Source organism: Winogradskyella sp. ABM4_392, from assembly GCF_056160445.1.
The window spans coordinates 67,793-87,745 of the sequence record NZ_JBSWXE010000001.1 but is presented as its reverse complement, the minus strand read 5'-3'; the positions used below and the strand labels follow the sequence as shown (position 1 = coordinate 87,745).

The 19,953-nt window shown below is 34.7% G+C and carries 12 protein-coding genes; 6 read left to right on the top strand and 6 right to left on the bottom strand.

What is annotated here, in order from left to right; all coding sequences use genetic code 11:
* Nucleotides 1–56: 56 nt before the first annotated feature.
* Nucleotides 57–3,569 (bottom strand): tail fiber domain-containing protein, encoded by a 3,513-nt coding sequence (locus ACXAFS_RS00320; protein WP_475304543.1) that lies wholly within the window; start codon nucleotides 3,567–3,569, stop codon nucleotides 57–59.
* A gap of 123 nt (nucleotides 3,570–3,692) precedes the next feature.
* Here ACXAFS_RS00320 and ACXAFS_RS00315 point away from each other — a divergent pair, with 123 nt between their 5' ends.
* A complete protein-coding gene (locus tag ACXAFS_RS00315; RefSeq protein WP_475304542.1) occupies nucleotides 3,693–5,615 on the top strand; it encodes a histidine kinase dimerization/phosphoacceptor domain -containing protein in 1,923 nt (640 codons plus the stop codon).
* 3 nt (nucleotides 5,616–5,618) lie between these two features.
* On the opposite strand, the gene ACXAFS_RS00310 is transcribed toward ACXAFS_RS00315, so the two are convergent.
* The 4 genes from ACXAFS_RS00310 to ACXAFS_RS00295 all read right to left on the bottom strand — a co-directional run bounded on the left by ACXAFS_RS00310 (nucleotide 5,619) and on the right by ACXAFS_RS00295 (nucleotide 12,008).
* Nucleotides 5,619–6,233 (bottom strand): response regulator, encoded by a 615-nt coding sequence (locus tag ACXAFS_RS00310; RefSeq protein ID WP_475304540.1) that lies wholly within the window; start codon nucleotides 6,231–6,233, stop codon nucleotides 5,619–5,621.
* 107 nt (nucleotides 6,234–6,340) lie between these two features.
* Nucleotides 6,341–7,348 (bottom strand): isoaspartyl peptidase/L-asparaginase family protein, encoded by a 1,008-nt coding sequence (locus ACXAFS_RS00305; protein ID WP_475304539.1) that lies wholly within the window; start codon nucleotides 7,346–7,348, stop codon nucleotides 6,341–6,343.
* Between the two features lie 10 nt (nucleotides 7,349–7,358).
* Nucleotides 7,359–9,029 (bottom strand): MFS transporter, encoded by a 1,671-nt coding sequence (locus ACXAFS_RS00300; RefSeq protein WP_475304538.1) that lies wholly within the window; start codon nucleotides 9,027–9,029, stop codon nucleotides 7,359–7,361.
* 21 nt (nucleotides 9,030–9,050) lie between these two features.
* Nucleotides 9,051–12,008: a GH92 family glycosyl hydrolase gene (locus ACXAFS_RS00295; protein ID WP_475304536.1), complete on the bottom strand. Its 2,958-nt coding sequence runs from the start codon at nucleotides 12,006–12,008 to the stop codon at nucleotides 9,051–9,053.
* A gap of 40 nt (nucleotides 12,009–12,048) precedes the next feature.
* Here ACXAFS_RS00295 and ACXAFS_RS00290 point away from each other — a divergent pair, with 40 nt between their 5' ends.
* The 5 genes from ACXAFS_RS00290 (at nucleotide 12,049) to ACXAFS_RS00270 (ending at nucleotide 19,302) form a co-directional block, all read left to right on the top strand.
* Nucleotides 12,049–14,337 (top strand): glycoside hydrolase family 20 protein, encoded by a 2,289-nt coding sequence (locus tag ACXAFS_RS00290; RefSeq protein ID WP_475304535.1) that lies wholly within the window; start codon nucleotides 12,049–12,051, stop codon nucleotides 14,335–14,337.
* A gap of 1 nt (nucleotide 14,338) precedes the next feature.
* The gene (locus ACXAFS_RS00285) at nucleotides 14,339–15,037 is read left to right on the top strand and encodes a copper homeostasis protein CutC (protein WP_475304533.1); all 699 of its coding nucleotides are present in this window, start codon (nucleotides 14,339–14,341) and stop codon (nucleotides 15,035–15,037) included.
* A 116-nt stretch (nucleotides 15,038–15,153) separates the two neighbouring features.
* A complete protein-coding gene (locus ACXAFS_RS00280) occupies nucleotides 15,154–17,628 on the top strand; it encodes a beta-mannosidase (protein ID WP_475304532.1) in 2,475 nt (824 codons plus the stop codon).
* Nucleotides 17,629–17,668: 40 nt separating this feature from the next.
* On the top strand, nucleotides 17,669–18,898 hold the full coding sequence (locus ACXAFS_RS00275; protein ID WP_475304531.1) for a metallophosphoesterase: 1,230 nt from the start codon (nucleotides 17,669–17,671) through the stop codon (nucleotides 18,896–18,898).
* A gap of 107 nt (nucleotides 18,899–19,005) precedes the next feature.
* A complete protein-coding gene (locus ACXAFS_RS00270; RefSeq protein ID WP_475304529.1) occupies nucleotides 19,006–19,302 on the top strand; it encodes a thioredoxin family protein in 297 nt (98 codons plus the stop codon).
* Here the strand turns inward: ACXAFS_RS00270 and ACXAFS_RS00265 are convergent.
* A complete protein-coding gene (locus ACXAFS_RS00265; protein WP_475304527.1) occupies nucleotides 19,283–19,948 on the bottom strand; it encodes a polysaccharide deacetylase family protein in 666 nt (221 codons plus the stop codon). The two genes, ACXAFS_RS00270 and ACXAFS_RS00265, sit on opposite strands and share 20 nt — an antisense overlap.
* Between the last annotated feature and the right edge of the window lie 5 nt (nucleotides 19,949–19,953).

Here is a 19,953-nt window from a genome sequence, read left to right as displayed (position 1 = left end):
CTCCCTACTGCGGCTTTCTCGCCCAAAAACATAATTGCACCTTTTACAATTATTATTTAATCTTCCGTTGTATTATTTTCATTATTTTTTGATATAGTTATAGCACTAGAGTTGTTGTTTTCTAAAGCTAATATTCTTGCCTCTAAAGCTTCTAGTTTGCTAAGTTGTTCTTTTAGTATTGCATTTTCTGTTTTTAAAATGTCAACTTCTTTTTTTAACTCTTGTACAGCTTTTACAGCAATTACACCTGTAGCACTGTAGTCCATATGATATACATCTTCTTCTTTATGGTAAGTAATTAATTCAGGATAAATTTTCTGAACATCTTGTGCTACCATACCTATATAACGTGTTCCGTTATTCTGATTTTTTAATTGGTAAGTAAGAGGGCTTAACTCCATAAATTTTTTCCAATTAAAGTGTAGGTCTTTAAAGTCCTTTTTTAATCTTCTATCCGAGAAAGCTGTATATGCTCCTGAAGCGCCATTAAATGCTCCAATAATAGTAGTTCCTCCTGATACAGAACTATAAAGTCTCAAGTCACCACTAGTAGCTGAAGTTGTATATAACCTCCAATAGTTCCCACCAGATGCATTTTCAATTTTAAAACCACCATTTGCACCACTGTTATTGTGTCTTAAATGTAATCTAGTGTCTGGGCTAGCCTCGTTAATACCAAAGAATCCATTTCCTAAAGCAGTAAATACATTACCAGCATTAGAATGATATAGGTTAAACTGATTGTCTGTTATAGTGTTGTCTGCTCTACCATATAGAATCCAATTCTCATCTGTTTCAACAGAATTATTAAATTTTATACGACTACCATCACCAGAAGCAGTTTCTGTAACTTCTAATTGTGTTACTGTGCCGGTGCTATTGCCTTCAATATCTAAAATAGCATCAGGAGCTCCAGTAGCTATGCCAACTCTATTGTTTCCTGCATCAACTCTAATCATATTGGAAATGCCATCAGACTCCACTCTAAAATCTCTATTTAATCCTTGTTCGTTAAACACAAATTGAGTATTTGTATCTAGATCAACTGAAATAGCTCCATTCTCTCTCAGAATAAACCTAGCATCATTACCATCATCTAGCATTTGGGCTAATATTGTACCACTGGTATTACCGTCTCTCCAAACTTGATCTCCTCCCATAGAAGTATCACCAACTGCATTCACTTCTAGCTTAGTATTGGTTGCTGTACCCACAGAAAAACGACCCAAAAAGTAACCAGCATAACCTGTGGAATTAGTTGCCTCACTATATACACCATAATGAGTGCCACCAGCAGAGTCATTAATTAAATTATAAGAGCCGTATTTAGTTCCTGTACCTGTAGCAGCAGCGGTATATTCATTGCGAACACCATAATAAGTACCGTTAGCAGATGTGGTAAAATCAGTGTAGACACCATTCATTCCATTGGTGCCAGGCGTTCCGTTGGTAAATCGGTTTCTTACGCCTGTAATAATATTAACGCCAGAATAAGCACGTTCAAACTCATTGTATACGCCAAAGAGATTTGCAGCACCTGTTCCTCTCATGCCATTGTAAACTCCATATTGATTACCAGTACCATTATTGTCTAAATTATTAAAAGTTCCAAATTGAAAAGACGCAGTTGCTCCACTTAAAAAATTTCGTGTTCCATATTGCCCTCCATTTGCTGAACTAGTAATTCTATTGAAGATACCGTATTTCTGACCATCACCAGAGCCATCAACATCTGTAAAAATAGCATGATTCCTTCCTGATCCATTTCCTGTTTTTTCAACATATAGCCCAGATGTTTCAGAAGCTGAATTATCTGTTTTATCTATAAACACACCACGTGTAGTACCATTTACAGATTCTGTAATGTGAAGAGGATACATAGGATTTGAGTTACCTATACCAATATCACCTGTATTCTCAACAAAAAATGCATCAGAACCATTACTTTGTATTTCAAAATCACCTGTGCTATTCAGATTAAAAATCATAGACATAGTGTTTTGCGTTATTGTAGTATTTTCAATCAGACTTCCACCAAGTCTAAAATCATTTGCGTTAGTCGTTATACCATTTGTTCCAACGGCATTTATAGTTACTGCTCCTGTTGTTCCACCTCCAGTAAGACCTGTGCCAGCAGTAATTTGAGTAATGTCTCCACCACTATCTAAGTCAGATAAGTTAACGGTTTGTGAAGTACCATTCTCTATCCCAACAGTTAAAATATTTGTAGAACTATTAAATGCGAGATTTTGTATGTTTTGGTCATCACTTTCTGAAATTAACGTATTAGGATCTGTCCAAGATGCATTTCCATTAGCATCTGAGCTTAATACATAACCAGCAGCTTCATTACCATCTTCAAACTGAAAGGTACCAATAACATCAAGATATGCATCTGGATTATTATTGTTGATTCCTACACCTGCATGAGTAATTCGCATGGCTTCGATCATATCAGACAAATTAATATTGTTGGCATGTATATAAAAAGCTAAACCTACATGGTCTGCAACACCAGACGTTTGTATGGCTGCAATAGCAGCTTTTCTTTGGTTGACACGCGCAGTATGTGGAGGACCAAAGCCAATAGAACTTCCTACCGTATTCACACCACTGTTGTTACCACTACCTTTTAAAAAAAGACCATCTTGGCCAGTATTTGCATAGCTTAAATCAAAAGAGGTCTGAATGCCAACATGTAATGGACTTTGAGGATTGTTTTGCCCTATTCCTGTTTTTCCATTGTTTAATACAGTAAAGGCGTTTCTTCTGTTGCTAGCATTATTTCCGTTTCCTACAACAAGTATCGGTTCGCCGTTTACCCAACTATTTGTAGTTCCTGCGAGAACATTATAACGCCCTAAAACTAAGCTAGCATAAGCTTGAGCTGTGGCATTAAAACCTAAAGCAGTAGAATAGTCACCCGAAGCTGTCGTGCTATTTCCCATTGCGGTAGAATAATCTCCAATATTTGTATTATCCCATTGGTTGCCATCTACATGCCCAACTCTAAAGGCGGCTTTGTTGGGATTAAAAAACATTTTTGTCCCAGCTCCAGTAACTTCTGTATCAATTAAATCACCACTTCCTTGGGTTCCTGTTACTAGAAAACCGTCTTCTCCATTTATTCTCACAGCACCATTATTTGCTATTATAACTCTACCAGCACCAGCACCACCTTCATTATAGGCTTGGTCTAATGTATTTTTTGCTCCAGAAGCGAGAAATACCCAATCATTAGCATCATCATCCCAATAATAAAAGCCTTTGCCAGACTCGCCAGAGCCAGTGTAGAAAACCATCATACCATCTTGGTTTGTGGTCATAGAGGCATCAGCCGGTAAATTTGTGACTCGAGGTATCAGTATACCATCTTGATTTGTTGGTGAAGTAGTGTTTGAAGCACTAATATCCAATTGTGCTTGCGGATTTGTGTTACCAACACCAACTTGTGCAAATAGGCTATGGCCAATTAAAAAAATAAGCATAACAACAATACCTATAGCAAAATTTTTAAATGGAGTTTTACTTAATGTATCTTTTGAATCCTTTTGGTTAAAATTATTCATGGCGTAGAGAATTGATTAATAGCTTGGCGTAAAATTCTTAAATTGTCTAAAGTTTTATTTCATCCTTTTGGGTGATTTTAGAATTCAATAGGTTTGTTAACTTTGTATTACTAATAGTTTTACATGAAAATCAATCAAATTTTCCTTGGTCTATGCTTAGTGTTTGCTAATCTTAGTTTTTGCCAAGATGCACCTGTAGATGCTTATCAAGACAGTTTGCAGAACATTATAGATAGTAATGTGTCTAAAAGTGTTAAAAAAGAGTCATTGTTCTTGTTAGGAGAGTATTTGGTACAACGAGATCCAGATAAAGCGGAATCTATTGCAGAAAATTTAGAAACCAATTACATTAAAAGTGATAGTAACGAGATACGTAGAAATAACTACATTTTTGCTGCGAGTCATAGATGGCATGGCGATTATAGTACAGCGTTAGATTATTATAGAGGTATAAATTCTTATTCAAAAAGAAATAATGATTCTCTAGATATTGCAATCAGCTCGCATTTTATAGGAACAATTAGCATGTATCTTGGTAATAATGTAGAATCTCAAAAACACTTATTAGAGGCTGCTGAAATTTACGATGCTGTTGGTACTGCTAAGCAAAAAGCCAGAATAAATAACACATTAGCAGGTTTTTACCTTAATGTAGGTCAGCTTGAAAAAGGAAAGCAACAATATTTAAAAGCGTTAAAACAGTTTGAAGCCATACAAGATAGTACTGGTTTGGCAAGTGTTAACGCAAATCTAGGTATGGTCTATACCGACTTGGGTGAATATGAAAAGGCAGAATATCATTTAATGAAACAAAAGAAATACAATGTTGTATTTCCTACGTTAAGAGAAATGGGCTTTCACCACGATTTTCTTGGGCTATTGAGGCAAGAACAAAACCGATTAGATGAAGCCTATGAAGAGCATTTAAAAGCATTAAAAATCCGAGAAAATCTAAGTAGTACATACAACTTATGTGAATCTAAAATTCATATGGGTGAAATTTTAATAAAACTAAATAGGTATGATGAAGCCATAGACCAACTTAATGATGTGTTTTCTTTTGAAGAGCACGAATCACTAAACCAAGAACAGAGAGCTTATGATTTATTAGCCGAAGCATATGAGAAAAAAGGGGATTACAAATCTGCACTCGGAACGTTTAAGGCTTATAAAACAATGACAGATTCTATTTATTCTAAAGAGTCTATAGAAATTATTGCAGAAAAAGATGCACTATATAATCAACAAAAGAAAGATGCAGAAATTGCATTGTTGAGCAAAGAAAATGAAATTAAAGAGACTAAATTATCACGTTCTAAATCTATAATGATTATTTCGTTGATTGGTATTGGTTTATTAGCTATAGCAGCTTTGGCACTGTTAAAGATGAACAAGAAAATAAAAAGTAAAAATGAAACTATTACTAAAGCATTGAAGGATAGAGAACTCTTATTGCATGAGACACATCATCGTGTAAAGAATAATCTTCAAATGATTTCGAGTTTACTTAATTTACAATCTAAATATGTGAAGGATGATAATGTTTTAGAAGTCCTCCAAAATGGGAGAAACCGTGTGCAATCCATGGCAATTCTGCATAAAAATTTATATGTTGGTGAGGACTTAAACATGGTAAATATTCAACATTATTTTGAAGGCTTAGTAGATAGTATTCTAAATTCATACAATAAAAGTGAGAACGATATAGATCTAAAGATTGATGCAGAAAAGGTTACAATGGATGTAGAATCTGTAATTCCGCTTGGGTTAATTGTTAATGAGCTAGTAACAAATTCTTTAAAGCACGCATTCCCTAAAGATGTGAAATCTAAGCCTGAGATAACTCTAAAAATGTCTGAACGCGATGATTTCTATACTTTAAAGGTAGCAGATAATGGTGTTGGTATGCAGAACGATATTATTGAAAATGATAAGAAAGAATCTTTTGGTCAGCGCCTTATAAGATCGCTTTCAAAAAAATTAAAAGCATCTGTAAGTATTACAAACGACAATGGAACTTCTGTTTCTTTTGTACTTCCAAAATAATTGCTAGTGCAGTAAAGAATGTATTAGCGCTATAGTTTCTGAACGCGTATTAGTGTTCATTTTTTCATAAATATTCTTTATATGCGTTTTTACCGTATTAATACTTACAAACTGCGATTCTGCTAATTGTCTGTTAGTCTTACCTTCATATAAAGCCTCTAAAATATCAAACTCTCTTTGTGTAAGTGGAGTATTTATTTTTGAATTAACCAATTCTATTTCAAGTGAAACTGGCAAAACGAATTTAGAAAAATTATAAAGTGCTACTTCTATATTAGAATACAATTCCTTTTCATTAAAAGGTTTTACAATGTAGCCCATTGGCATTGTAGGTTTAGCAAGCTCTAAAATTTCTTTGCCAGAATACGAGGTAAGATATAAAAAAGGAACTCTTCGGGTTTTATTGATATGTGCAGCAACATCAAAACCTTCGTAATTGCCATCTAGATTAATATCTAAAAGCACTAAGTCTGGTTGCTCATCATTTATATAACTTATAGCTTCTGTTTTAGAATAAGCTACAGCTACAACACTATAATCTACATTGGTAAGCATATCATAAATATCCTCTCCAATAATTGGGTCGTCTTCAACAATAAGTACTCTTATAGTAGACATTTTTGTAGGGAGCTTTTAAAAAATTTATAGCAAGTTACTAAGCATATATTATGTTTCAAAAAAACACGTTATAAATCTATTTTTAATGGATAAATAGAATGAAACCTTTAGGTTTTATTGAAAAAATCAGATTGAATCTTCTCATTTTTCCCATCTTGAAATTTGGTCATACTAAACCATTGATGTATAGAATAGCTGCCAGTTTCTCCTTTTTTGTTTACAGCAATATAGCCTACTTGAAAGTCTTTATAGTTACTGTTTGGTTTGCTTACAATTCTCCTAATCGCTTCTTCACAAGCTTGTTGAGGTGATTTGCCTTGGCGCATTAATTCTACTACCAAAAAGCTGCCAACGGTTTTAACCACTTCTTCACCTAAACCAGTGGCAACACAGCCACCAATTTCATTATCAATAAATAATCCAGAACCTATTATTGGCGAGTCACCAACACGTCCTTGCATTTTGTAAGCCAATCCACTTGTGGTACAAGCACCAGCAATATCTCCATTTTTATCTATGGCTAGCATACCAATGGTATCGTGATTTTCAATATTTATTATGGGTTTGTACTCGCTTTTAACTTTCCAGTCTTCCCAAGCTTTTTTTGAGGATTCCGTCAACAGGTCTTCTTCTTTAAATCCTTTTGAAATGGCAAATTGTTTGGCACCTTCGCCAGCCAACATAACGTGAGGTGTGTCTTCCATTACTTTTCTGGCGACAGATACTGCGTGTGTTATATCTTGAAGATAAACCACAGAACCACAATTTCCGTTTTTGTCCATTATACAAGCATCTAGCGTCACATTTCCATCTCTGTCTGGTAAACCACCTTTACCTACAGAACTATTTTTAACGTCAGCTTCTTCAACCATACAACCTTGCTCAACGGCATCTAGAGACGTTCCGCCAGATTGTAATACTTCCATAGCTTTCGCTGTAGCATTTTTTACGTGCCAGGTGGCAATTACTAAAGGTAAATTTGCCTCATCTGTTGAAACGATAGCGTCATTATTTTCTTCTTTAGATTCAGAGTCAGCACAGCTTGTGATAGAATTTCCAATAGCTAATCCTGCGCCTGTTAGGGCAGCGTTTTTTATAAAGTTTCTTCGTTTCAAAATCTAAGATTTAATATTCAACACCTTGTTTGTCTAAAACGGTCTTTGTTCTAAATGCATAGAATAAAAGGTATGCAAAACAGACAACTGCAATCCAATAAGAAGATTGTATAGTAAATACATCAGCTAACTTTCCTTGTACAGGTGGAATAATTGCTCCACCTAAAATCATCATTATTAAAAATGAAGAACCTTGTGAGGTATATTTACCTAATCCAGCAATACTTAATGTGAAAATACAAGGCCACATTATTGAGCAAAATAAACCACCAGAAATAAAGGCGAATAAAGCCACATTACCCGAAGCAAATAAACCGATGAGCATTGCAATAATGCCTAATAAACTAAATATTTTTAAAGTTTGAACGGGTTTGTCTTTAGCTAAGAAAAAACCACCAATTTGAACCGCAATACAAATGGCAAAGAACAAAATTTCGTCTGTACTAAAGCTATATTTTATAGAATTTACTAGGATAATAACACCAAAGGCAATGTAAGGAACAATGATAAGCAAGGCTTTTTTAAGACCTTTACTTGGATTAAAAACAGTAATGGCACCAACCCAACGACCAATCATTAATCCGCCCCAATATAACGAGATGTATGAGCCTAGTTGAGAGTCATTCAAAACAGGTAAACCTAATGCATTAAGACCAGAGCTCTCAAACTCTTGTTTTAAAAGTTCACCTAGATTACTACCCACAGTAACTTCTACACCTACATAAGTGAAAATGGCTAGCATACCCAAAACCAGTTGTGGATATTTCATCGCTCCCCAACCTTTAGGCTTTTTAGTAGCACTAGAATTAGCAATAAAAACAGCTGCAATTACAGAAAGAAGCGCAATGAATAAAACCATTAATCTTGTATGTTCAAGGTCTTCTGTAGCTTCAGTATTGCCAGAATATGTGCTAAAAATATATCCAAAACACCCAACAATAATTAAGGTTAAACCAATAAGTAGGTTTCTGGCTTTGTTAGCTGGTTCAAAAGCTGTTTCAGATTTTAAGGCTGGTAATTTTTTAGAGAAATAGAATAATGCTGCTGCAGCTAAAAATAAACCTCCAACACCAAGATAAAGCTGTTGCACAGTCATTAGCGTAATTTCATTATTGGCAATCATAGAAGCTAATTCGTCTGTGCTCCAACTTGCTGAACCAAAAATAACTAAACTTACCACAACAGGACCTATAGTTGTTCCGAAGGAATTAATACCACCAGCTAAATTCAAACGATGCGAACCAGTTTTTGGGTCACCAAGTGCAATAGCAAATGGGTTGGCAGCAGTTTGTTGCAGCGAGAAGCCTAAGGCAACAATAAAATAGGCGATAAGCACCAGATAAAATACACCAGTTTGACCTTGTTCGGCACCTGCAGTTACAGGATACATTACAAAAGCACCAACTGCAGAAAGTAACAAGCCGTATATGATTCCATTTTTGTAGCCCCAATTATTCATAATGTCTTTTTTGATAGAACCAGAAAGAATAAATAATAATAGCGCTCCAATATAATAGGCGCCATAGAAGGCAAAATCTACCAATTGCGATTGAAATTGGTCAATGTTAAAATACGTTTTACAAAAAGGAATAAATACACTGTTGGATGCAGCAATAAATCCCCAGAAAAAGAAAACGGTGACTAAGGTTGCTAAAGCCGATTTGTTGTTTTGATTGCTCATATAATTGTTAGTTAGTTTTACTTATTTTATCGAAATTTCATCAGCAAAAATCCAGCTTCTGCCATCCATTGGGTAGCCCAAATGCCATTCTGGTAGTTTGCCTAGTTTCTTTGCGATGATTTTAATGTATCTATATTTTTTTGGTACTTGTTTGAAATAAACTTCTTTAATTTCAATATCATTTGATTTTTTAGCTGCATCAATTTTTCTTGGTTGTTTTTCAATAGGGAAAAATTGTTTTCCATCTACCGAACCTAGACATTGGACTTCGGTCGGATAAAAAATCCAAGCCCCTTGGTCTTGCAAAAAGTTTACTGAAACGAGATTTACAGATTTCATTTTACCTAAATCTACAGTGGCCACTAAATCTGTGTTGTGGTAGCCTTGCCAACTGCCTGTTCTGTAGTTTTTGGTGCTTCTAATACCATCTATAAGTGCATCATTGCCACCTGCCGAATACTGATTAGCAAATTCACTTTCAAGCGTGATGCTTAAGTCTTGGTCAATTTTATAAAATGGTGTGGTTAGCACAGGACTTTTCAGTTCGCCTTTTTCAGAATACAACTTCACTTTTGTGTCTTCTTTTATGCTGAAAGGCGTTTCGTATAGTTGAAAATCTTCGTCATTAATAGCATAAAAGATCTTGGCATCTTTTTCAGAAGTATTTAAAACTACTTCCGTAGAACCTCTGAATGTGATATCGCCTTTTTCGATAAATGGCGACGGTAAAATAATATGGTCTGTAATTTCGGTTTTTGGCTCTTGACCGTCTCGACTTCCCCAAACCGCTGGATTGTCAGTCATATGAAATTCCAAATTACCACCATTTACAATATCCTTATGAGTGATGAAGGTGTTGTTCAGTTTTTCGCCATTTAAATACACATATTCTACATACTTATTGGTGTCACTAAGATTATGCGCTGTAATGTTGAATTGTTTTCCATTTTCCAGATTAATGGTGGCTTTGTCAAAAAGTGGTGCGCCAATGATGTATTGATTAGAGCCTGGCGTTACAGAATAAAAGCCCATAGAACTCAATACATACCACGCACTCATTTGTCCACAATCTTCATTTCCCGAAACACCATCTGGGTCGTTTTTATAGAGTTCGGTTAAAATTTGATGAACTTTTTCTTGCGTTTTATGTGGCTTATTTGCAAAATTATAAAGGTAAGCCATATGGTGGCTTGGCTCGTTACCGTGAGCATACTGACCAATTAAACCTGTGATATCCGACTGATGACGTCCCGAAGTTTCGCTTTTTGCCGAAAATAATTCATCAAGTTGGGCTTCTAAAGCGTCTTTTCCACCCAATAAATCTATGAAGCCAGAAATGTCTTGTGGCACATAAAAACTGTATTGCCAAGAATTGGCTTCGGTATAGTTGAAGTTAACTTCATAAGGGTCAAAAGGCGAAAACCACGTATTTCTAAAGCGTCCTCGCATAAACTTACTACTTGGGTCAAACACATTTTTGTAGTACTGCGCACGTTGAATGTATGTTTTATAGTCGTCGTCCTTGTTCATCGCTTTTGCCATCTGAGCTATGGTCCAATCATCATATGCATATTCCAAGGTTTTTGAAACCGATTCGCTTTCTTCATCAACAGGAATAAAACCATAGTTTTTATAGGCTTCTAACCCAAATTTATCTCGCGTTGCCGAATGTTTCATTGCTTCAAAAGCTTTTTCGGTATCGTAACCGCGAATACCTTTTAAATACGCATCGGCAACAACAGGTACAGCGTGGTAGCCAATCATACAGTCAGTATAATTTCCTGATAAATCCCACATTGGCATTATACCGCCTTCATCATATTTTGCCAAAAATGTATTGATGAAATCATTGGTTTTGTCTTGCTCTATAATCGTATAGAGCGGATGAGCGGCCCTGTACGTATCCCAAAGTGAAAACACAGTGTAATAATCGAAATCTTTAGTTTGATGAATTTCTAAATCCATACCTCTATAACGACCATCAACATCTTGATAGATATTTGGTGCAATCATAGTATGATATAATGCAGAATAGAAATTGGTTTTTTTGTCTATGTCGTTAGCTTCAATAACAATTTTTTCAAGTTGAGATTCCCAGGCTTGTTGTGCTTCTTGCTTTACGGTTTGAAAATCTTTGTTTAAAACTTCGGCTTCCAAATTTTTATAAGCACCAGCTTCATCAACGGCTGAAATTCCTGTTTTAATGAGGATTGGTTCGTTGTTTGGGTTTTCAAATTGAATGACGGCCTTTTTACTTTCAAACTTGTAATTTGTACTCACAGCCACACCTTCGCTATCATCATAGACGATGTTTTTTATTGGGTGCGAAAATTTAATATGATAGAACAAACGCTGATCTTTTGCCCAAGCAGCAGAATGTCTGTAACCATTGATTTCTCTGTCGTTTAACTTGTCAATTTTATAACCCAACAGTTTGTCTCTGTGTGCCAAATCTAAAACCACATACTGATTTTCAGCCGATGGAAATTGATATTTATGAATACCACTTCGTTTGGAAACCGTTAATTCAACATCAATATTAGTTGAGTCTAAATGTACTTTATAATAGCCAGGTTCAGCACTTTCATTCTCGTGTGAAAAATGTGCACGATAGCCCGATTTTCCATCTGAACCATTATTAAAATTCACTTTATTGGTTGGCATTAAAAGCACATCGCCATAATCGCTAATACCTGTACCACTAAGATGTGTGTGTGAAAATCCGTAGATGTATTCGTCTGTGTAATGATAGCCAGAGCAGCCATCCCAACCCTCTAAACGTGTATCAGGACTCAGTTGCATCATACCAAAAGGCATCGTTGCGCCAGGATAGGTATGACCGTGACCACCTGTGCCAATGAAGGTATTGACGTAGTTGGATAGTGGTTGGTCTTTTTTTGCAGGTTCAATGGAAGAAGATTCTTTACAGCCAAAAAAAGAAAAGAGAACAATTAAAACTAAGGTTGGTTTAATAGGCATCAAAAAAGATTGCTAATTTTAATGCATCTAATATACTAAAATGCACATCAAGAAATTAATTGCACTTTTCATTTTATCCCTTTCACTTATTAATTGTAAGGAAAAATCGGTACAAATAATTCAACCACAGATTATTCCGCTTCCAAATTCTGTAGACGTAATGGATTCATTTTTTGTCATCGATGAATCTACAGGTATAACTTACGATGACAATCTTAAAGTTAGTGCACTATTTTTAAAAGATTTTATTAAAAGCGGAAGTCTTATAAACCTGAAGGAAGGAAATGAAATTCAATTTAAACTAGATAACAATTTAAAGCCTGAAGCCTATGCTCTAAAGGTTTCAAAAGACGGAATAACAATTAAAGCATCAACAGATCAAGGTGCATTTTATGCTGTGCAAAGCTTAAGGCAATTAATGCCTGTTGGTCTGGAAAACGATACATTTTTAGAAAATGAAATTGCTGTTCAGGCATTGATAGTGAAGGATGAACCTCAATTTTCATATCGAGGTATGCATCTCGATGTGGCAAGACATATGTTTTCGGTTGATTTTATAAAAAAATATATTGATGCTTTGTCTATGTTGAAGATGAACACTTTTCATTGGCATCTTACAGACGACCAAGGTTGGCGCATTGAGATTAAAAAATATCCCAAACTACAAGAGGTTTCAGCATATAGAGATGAAACTTTGGTAGGGCATTACAGCGACCAACCACATCAGTTTGATGGCAAACGATATGGAGGTTATTACACCCAAGAGGAAGTTAAAGACGTTGTTCAATATGCTAAAGCGCGTTTTGTTACTGTGATTCCAGAAATAGAAATGCCAGGTCACGCACAAGCTGCCATTGCGGCTTATCCAGAGTTAGGCTGTACTTCGACAGGCTCAGCAACCAACAAACCAGTTGAAGTAGCCAAGAAATGGGGAGTTTTTGAACAAATTTATTGTCCGAACCAAAAAACCTTTGCGTTTTTAGAAGATGTTTTGGATGAGGTTTTAGAACTTTTTCCGAGTAAATATATTCACATTGGAGGAGATGAGGCACCAAAAACACGTTGGAAAAATTGTACGCATTGCCAAGACCTGATTAAGAAAGAAGGCTTAAAAGACGAGCACCATTTACAAAGCTACTTTATTACCAAAATGGAAGTGTATCTTAATTCAAAAGGACGACAAATCATAGGTTGGGACGAAATTTTAGAAGGTGGTTTGGCACCCAATGCAACGGTAATGTCTTGGCGAGGTACGAGTGGAGCAGTTGAAGCTGCAAAATCTGGACATAATGTGGTAATGACACCAACATCACATTGCTATTTTGATTATTACCAATCCGAAAATGAGGATGAACCTTTAGCTATTGGAGGTTTTTTGCCGTTGGAAAAAGTGTATGGTTTTAATCCAATTCCAGAAGAATTAACAACAGAAGAATCAAAATATGTTTTAGGTGCTCAAGGCAATATTTGGACAGAGTATATTCCAAATGAAAAGCATCTTGAGTATATGGCATTTCCGAGAATGTTGACGCTAAGTGAAGTGGTTTGGTCTCAACCTGAACTCAAAAACTACAAGAATTTTGTTTCGAGGTTAGAAAACTTTCACCAGCGTTTAGATGCTTTAGATATTAACTATGCCAATCATCTTTATGAAATTGAAGGTGATTTAATTTCTGAAGAAGGAAAGTCGTATTATGAATTAAAAACTCTCACAGAAGGCAAGAGCATTCGTTACACTTTAGATGGAAGTGAGCCTACCTTTAGTTCAAAAATTTATGAATCTAAAATTCCGATTACCGAAAGTTCTACAATCAAAGCCGCTGTGTTTAATGAGGAGAAACAATTAGGTAAAACCTTTGCACAACGCATCAATTACCACAAAGCAGTTGGTGCAAAAATCACGATTGATAAGCAACCACATAAAGCCTATTCTGGTAGTGGAGCAGAAGGTTTAATTAACGGTGTTTCAGGAAACGATTCGCGATATGGAGATAAAGAATGGTTAGGATTTTGGGGAGAAGATATTGAGATTGAAATAGATTTAGGAGAGGAAGTTGAGATTAATTCGATTGAAACACGATTTTATAATGGTAATGGCCAATGGATATATGCTCCCAAAGAATTTGAATTTGGTTTTCAAAATCATGGCTTAGATTCAAAAGTTGAAATCCCGATGATAGATAAGAATACTGTTCCAATAAAAATAAAAGCAGATGTTTTGAGTAGGTATATTTATTTTAAAATTCCGAACTACGGCACAATCCCAGAAGGCAAGCAAGGAGCTGGCAACAAAGCTTGGACTTTTATTGATGAGATTATTGTGAATTAATATGAAACTAGAAACCTGCGCTAATTCATACCAATCAGCAAAAAACGCCTGCGACGCAGGAGCACATCGCATAGAGTTGTGTCAAGAACTTTCAGTTGGCGGCATTACACCATCTTACGGCTTATTGAAAAAAGTAATTGAAGAATTAGATATTCCGGTTTTTGTATTGATACGTCCTCGAAGTGGTAATTTTGTGTATTCTGATGATGAATTTCAGATAATGAAAACCGATATTCAGCTTTGCAAAGATTTAGGTTGTAAAGGCTTTGTTTCAGGTGTTTTAAAACAAGATAATACATTGGATGACGAACGAACAAAAGTACTTATTGACCTTGCCAAACCATTACCATTCACATTTCATCGAGCTTTTGATGAGGTTAAAAACCCAAAAGAAACCTTGTTACAACTTATAGAACTAGGCGCAGATCGAGTTTTGACTTCAGGCCAAAAAGTAACCGCAGAAGAAGGCTTAGAGCTCTTAAAAGAATTGAATGAAGTGAGCAACGGAAGAATCATTGTTTTACCAGGTGCTGGAATCAACACTGCTAATGTGATAAAATTTATGAATGCAGGTTTTGAAGAAGTTCATACTTCAGCATCGAAGAAAGTAGAGCAAGAAAAATCAATGTTTGGAGTGACACAAACTGTTTCAGATTTTAAAACCATAAAGTCTATGAGAGATATTATCAGTAAGGATTGATCAATAGTTCTAAATCACATCATTTGTTTTATAAATCCATCAATATGTTCTAAAGTTAAGGGTTAATTTCTGTTAATTTAGCACAAAGATTTTAATTTAAAAATCATTCAATAGCTATGAAAAGACTGTTTTTGGCCATTATTAGTGTAGTTGTTTTAGGTTGTAAAAATGAAGATATACCGCAAAGTGTAGTTTTAAATGCTAATTGGGAATTTAAGGAAGTCAAAGATTCAATATGGTATACTGCTAAGGTGCCAGGACAAGTACATACAGACTTACTAGCTAATCAACTTATTGAAGACCCATTTGTTGCAAATAATGAGTTGGATTTACAATGGATATCTGAAAAGGATTGGATATATAAATCAAAATTTTCTGTTGATGAAGAAATACTGAAGAGGAAACATTTAGCGCTTCATTTTAATGGATTAGATACTTATGCTACGGTCTTTTTAAACGATAGTATAATCCTGAAGTCGAGTAATGCCTTTAGAGAATTTTCGGTAGACGTAAAGCAACTTATTAAACCTGATAACGAAGTTAAGATAGTTTTTGAACATACAGGTCAATATGAGGAAATAGAAGAAGGTAAATTGCCTTACGAGTTACCTGCCGGAAGACGAATTTTTACTAGAAAACCACAGTTTCATTATGGCTGGGATTGGGGGCCAATATTAACTTCAAGTGGTATTTCCAGGCCTATAGAATTAATATCTTGGAATGATTTAAAAATCAATGATGTTTATTTTAATCAAAAGTATTTGGATGACTCTTCTGCGAGTCTTCAAGCAGAATTTGAAGTGGATTTTGATACTTTAAAAGAACCAATTCAAGTTGAGATATTTGTAAACGATGAATTAAAATCAACAACAGAATTTTCAATAGCATCAAATACTTTTTCGGTACCCTTCCAAATCGAAAATCCTAAGCGATGGTGGCCGCATAATATAGGTGAACCTTACTTATACAATATGAAGGCTGTGATTAAACAAAGCAATAAAGTTTTAGATGTAGTTGAAGTGCAAAAAGGGCTAAGAACTGTGGAGTTAGTTAGAGAGAAAGATAGTATTGGTGAGTCATTTTATTTTAAAGTGAACAATGTTCCGGTTTATGCCAAAGGAGCAAATTACATTCCACAACATAGTTTTCAAGGTCAAGTTTTAGTAGAAGATTATGAGCGCTTATTAGACGATACAGTAGAAGCTAATATGAATATGCTACGAGTTTGGGGTGGTGGTATATATGAAGAAGATATCTTTTATAAGTTATGTGATGAAAAAGGGATTCTAGTCTGGCAAGATTTTATGTTCGCCTGCGCTATGTATCCTGGAGATAAAGATTTTTTAGAAAATGTAAAACAAGAAGCTATTGATAATGTTAAACGTCTTAGAAATCATAGTTCTATTGCTTTATGGTGTGGTAATAATGAAAATAACGAAGCTTGGCATAATTGGGGTTGGCAAACCGATAGAAGTGAAGAAGAAAAAAACGAGATATGGGAAAATTATCAAAATTTATTTAATGGTATTCTACCAGAAATTGTTAATCAATATCATTCTGAGATTGACTACTGGGAAAGTTCGCCTAGTTACGGAAGAAGAGATCCAAGATCATTAACAGAAGGTGACGCTCACGATTGGTGGATTTGGCACGATGAATATCCATTTGAACATTTATTGACTGCCGTACCAAGATTTATGAGTGAGTTTGGATTTCAAGCTTTTCCGAGCTACGAAGCTATTAAGTATATTAATGGAAATGATAGTATTTCTATTTCTTCAAAAGCTTTTGATACGCATCAAAAACATCCTAGAGGTTATTCTATAATTAAGAATTATATGGAGCGTGATTATCCTATTCCAGAAAAGGATGAGGATTATGTCTATATGAGTCAGTTGGTGCAATCTCATGGTATGGTTTTAGGGTTTGAAGCACAACGAAGAGCAAAACCATATAACATGGGTACGTTGTATTGGCAATTAAATGATTGTTGGCCAGTGATTTCATGGTCTAGCATTGACTTTTTAGGTAATTGGAAAGCCATGCATTTTAAAACAAAAAAGGCATTTAATGATGTTTTAGTAAGCTCTAAAATTGAGAATGATACACTTAAAACTTGGATTGTAAACGATAAGTTAGAAGCTCAAAAGGGTATCCTAATATCTACTATTATTGATTTTGATGGCAATGTGATTTGGGAGAATAATCAAAATGTGGAGGTAAGCCCTAATACAAGTGAGCTTAAGTTAGAACAGAGTTTAAATGATGTTTCTTTTGATAAAAAGAAAGTGATTTTAATATCAGAATTTAATGAAGAGAAGAGTCATTTCTACTTTGCTAAACCCAAAGATCTAGAATTAAATAAATCAGAAATAGAAAGAAAAATCACCAAAACGAAAAGTGGTTTTTCAATTGAATTGAGTAGCAATACACTTCAAAAGGATGTGTTTTTACATTCAAATTCTAAAGGTCGTTTTTCTGATAATTTCTTTGATATCCTACCCAATAAAAAAGTTCAGGTTCATTACAAAACAAATGCTGAAGCGCTAGATGACTTGCAAATAAAAAGCTTTAACAATTTCATAAGATAAGTAGACAAGTAGTTGCTTAACTTTGCGATTAAAATATGTTATGATTCGCTGGATAATTTTTATTATCATTTATGTTTTGCTCACGCTTTATGCCTTCCAAGCTATTAAGACTATAACAAAGCAGAGTTGGTTACATTACTTGTTTTTAGGACTTGCAGTAATTGTAGTGGGTAATTTTATTGTTCAGTTTACAATCACTAGCGAAGGGCGTGTTTTAAGCCCAGCAAAAAGCTATGCACTTGGGTTTTTGTTAGCATTTATGTCTATAAATTTGGTTTTGGTGCCTATTCTTTTGGGTGAAGATATTATAAGAGGTTTTTATGGTTTATACGATAAATTTGTAGCTAAGAATGAAGTTTTGCATGTGCCTAGTCGACGTAAATTCATAAGTCAAATAGGATTAGGTTTGGCAGCTATTCCTTTTGCTTCTTTACTATACGGAATGGTAAAAGGAAAATATAATTTCCGAGTACTTAATTACACTTTGCATTTTGAAGATTTACCAGACGCTTTTGATGGTTATAGATTAACGCAAATCAGTGATATACATTCAGGAAGCTTTGATAACAAAGAAAAGATTGAATATGCAGTAGATTTGATTAATGAGCAACAATCTGATGTTATTTTGTTTACTGGTGATATGGTGAACAACAAGGCAACTGAAATGCTTCCATGGAAAGAAACCTTTGGTAGATTAAAGGCGAAAGATGGTAAGTATTCGGTACTTGGAAATCATGATTATGGTGATTATGTAGATTGGAATTCAGCTGCAGAGAAGAAAAAAAATTTACAAGATCTAAAAGATATTCAAAAAGAAATTGGGTTTGATTTATTACTTAACGAGCATAGATATCTTGAAAAGGATGGTGATAAAATTGCCATTGTTGGTGTTGAGAATTGGGGGAAAGGTGGTTTTAAGAAAGCTGGAGATCTAAAGAAAGCCTCTTCTCAAATAAGTTCTGATGATTTTAAAATTTTAATGACCCACGACCCAAGTCATTGGGATGCTGAGGTCGTTAATGATGATTACCACTACCACTTAACTTTGAGTGGACATACCCATGGTATGCAATTTGGTATTGAAATACCAGGTTGGATAAAATGGAGTCCTGCAAAATGGAGATATAATCAATGGGCAGGGATTTATGAAGCTTTAGGACAATACATCAATGTTAATAGAGGTTTTGGCTTTTTAGCTTATCCTGGAAGAGTTGGTATATGGCCAGAGATTACTGTTATAGAGCTTAAAAAAGGGTCAAAAGAGGCATAATTGCTAACAATTGTTTATTTTTATATAGTTCATTACGAACTTACTATGTGTTTTGAGTAAAATTTTTATGTAGGTTTGTATAGCTCGTTTGACTAAAATCACAACATATGTCAAAATTTGGGGAATTAATAGATGTCGATATTCCGGTTCTATTAGACTTCTATACAGAAGGGAATGACCAATCTGCTGCAATGCATCCTATTCTCAGAGATGTTGCAGCCGCATTAGGCGATAAAGCCAAAGTCATTAAGATTGATGTGGATAAAAATCAAGAACTGGCAGAAGCATTGCGAGTAAAAGGTTTACCTACATTAATAATTTACAAGAATGGTGAAATGAAATGGCGTCATAGTGGTGAGCAAGATGCAGATACTTTAATAGGTATTATTCAAGAATACTTTTAGAAAGCGCCTTAAAACCAAATCCTTTTTTACTGTAATAATCTAAGACTTTAGGTAATACATATTTTAAGTTTCTAGAAGCCTTTACACTGTCGTGAAATACAATAATGCTTCCTTCCTTGGCTATAGGAATAATGTTTTCTAAACATGCTTTTTCACTTATTGATTTATCCCAATCATACGAGAGTACGTCCCATAGCACAATTTTGTAACCTAATTCTTGTAAAACCTTTGACTGTTTGCTTTTAAATTTACCATAAGGAGGTCGGAAAAGATTATCGAATGAAGATTGACGATTTTCAGTTTTTGAATTGATTAAATCTTGAGTGCGTTTAACATCATCTATATAATCTTTTGTTTTTGTTTTCCAACCTTTGAGGTGATTAAACGTATGGTTGCCAACACTATGACCATGCTTTAAAATAGATTGAAAAATATCTGGATGAGATTCAATATTCTTTCCTATGCAAAAAAAAGTAGCTTTAGCATCATATTCTTGTAAAATCTGAAGCACCCAATCTGTTATTTCGGGTGTTGGACCATCATCAAATGTAAGATAGAGCTCTTTTTTTACAGTATTGATATTCCAGACAAATTTTGGAAATAAAGTTTTTACAAATCCAGGTGTCTTAGCAGGAATAATCTTCATCTTGG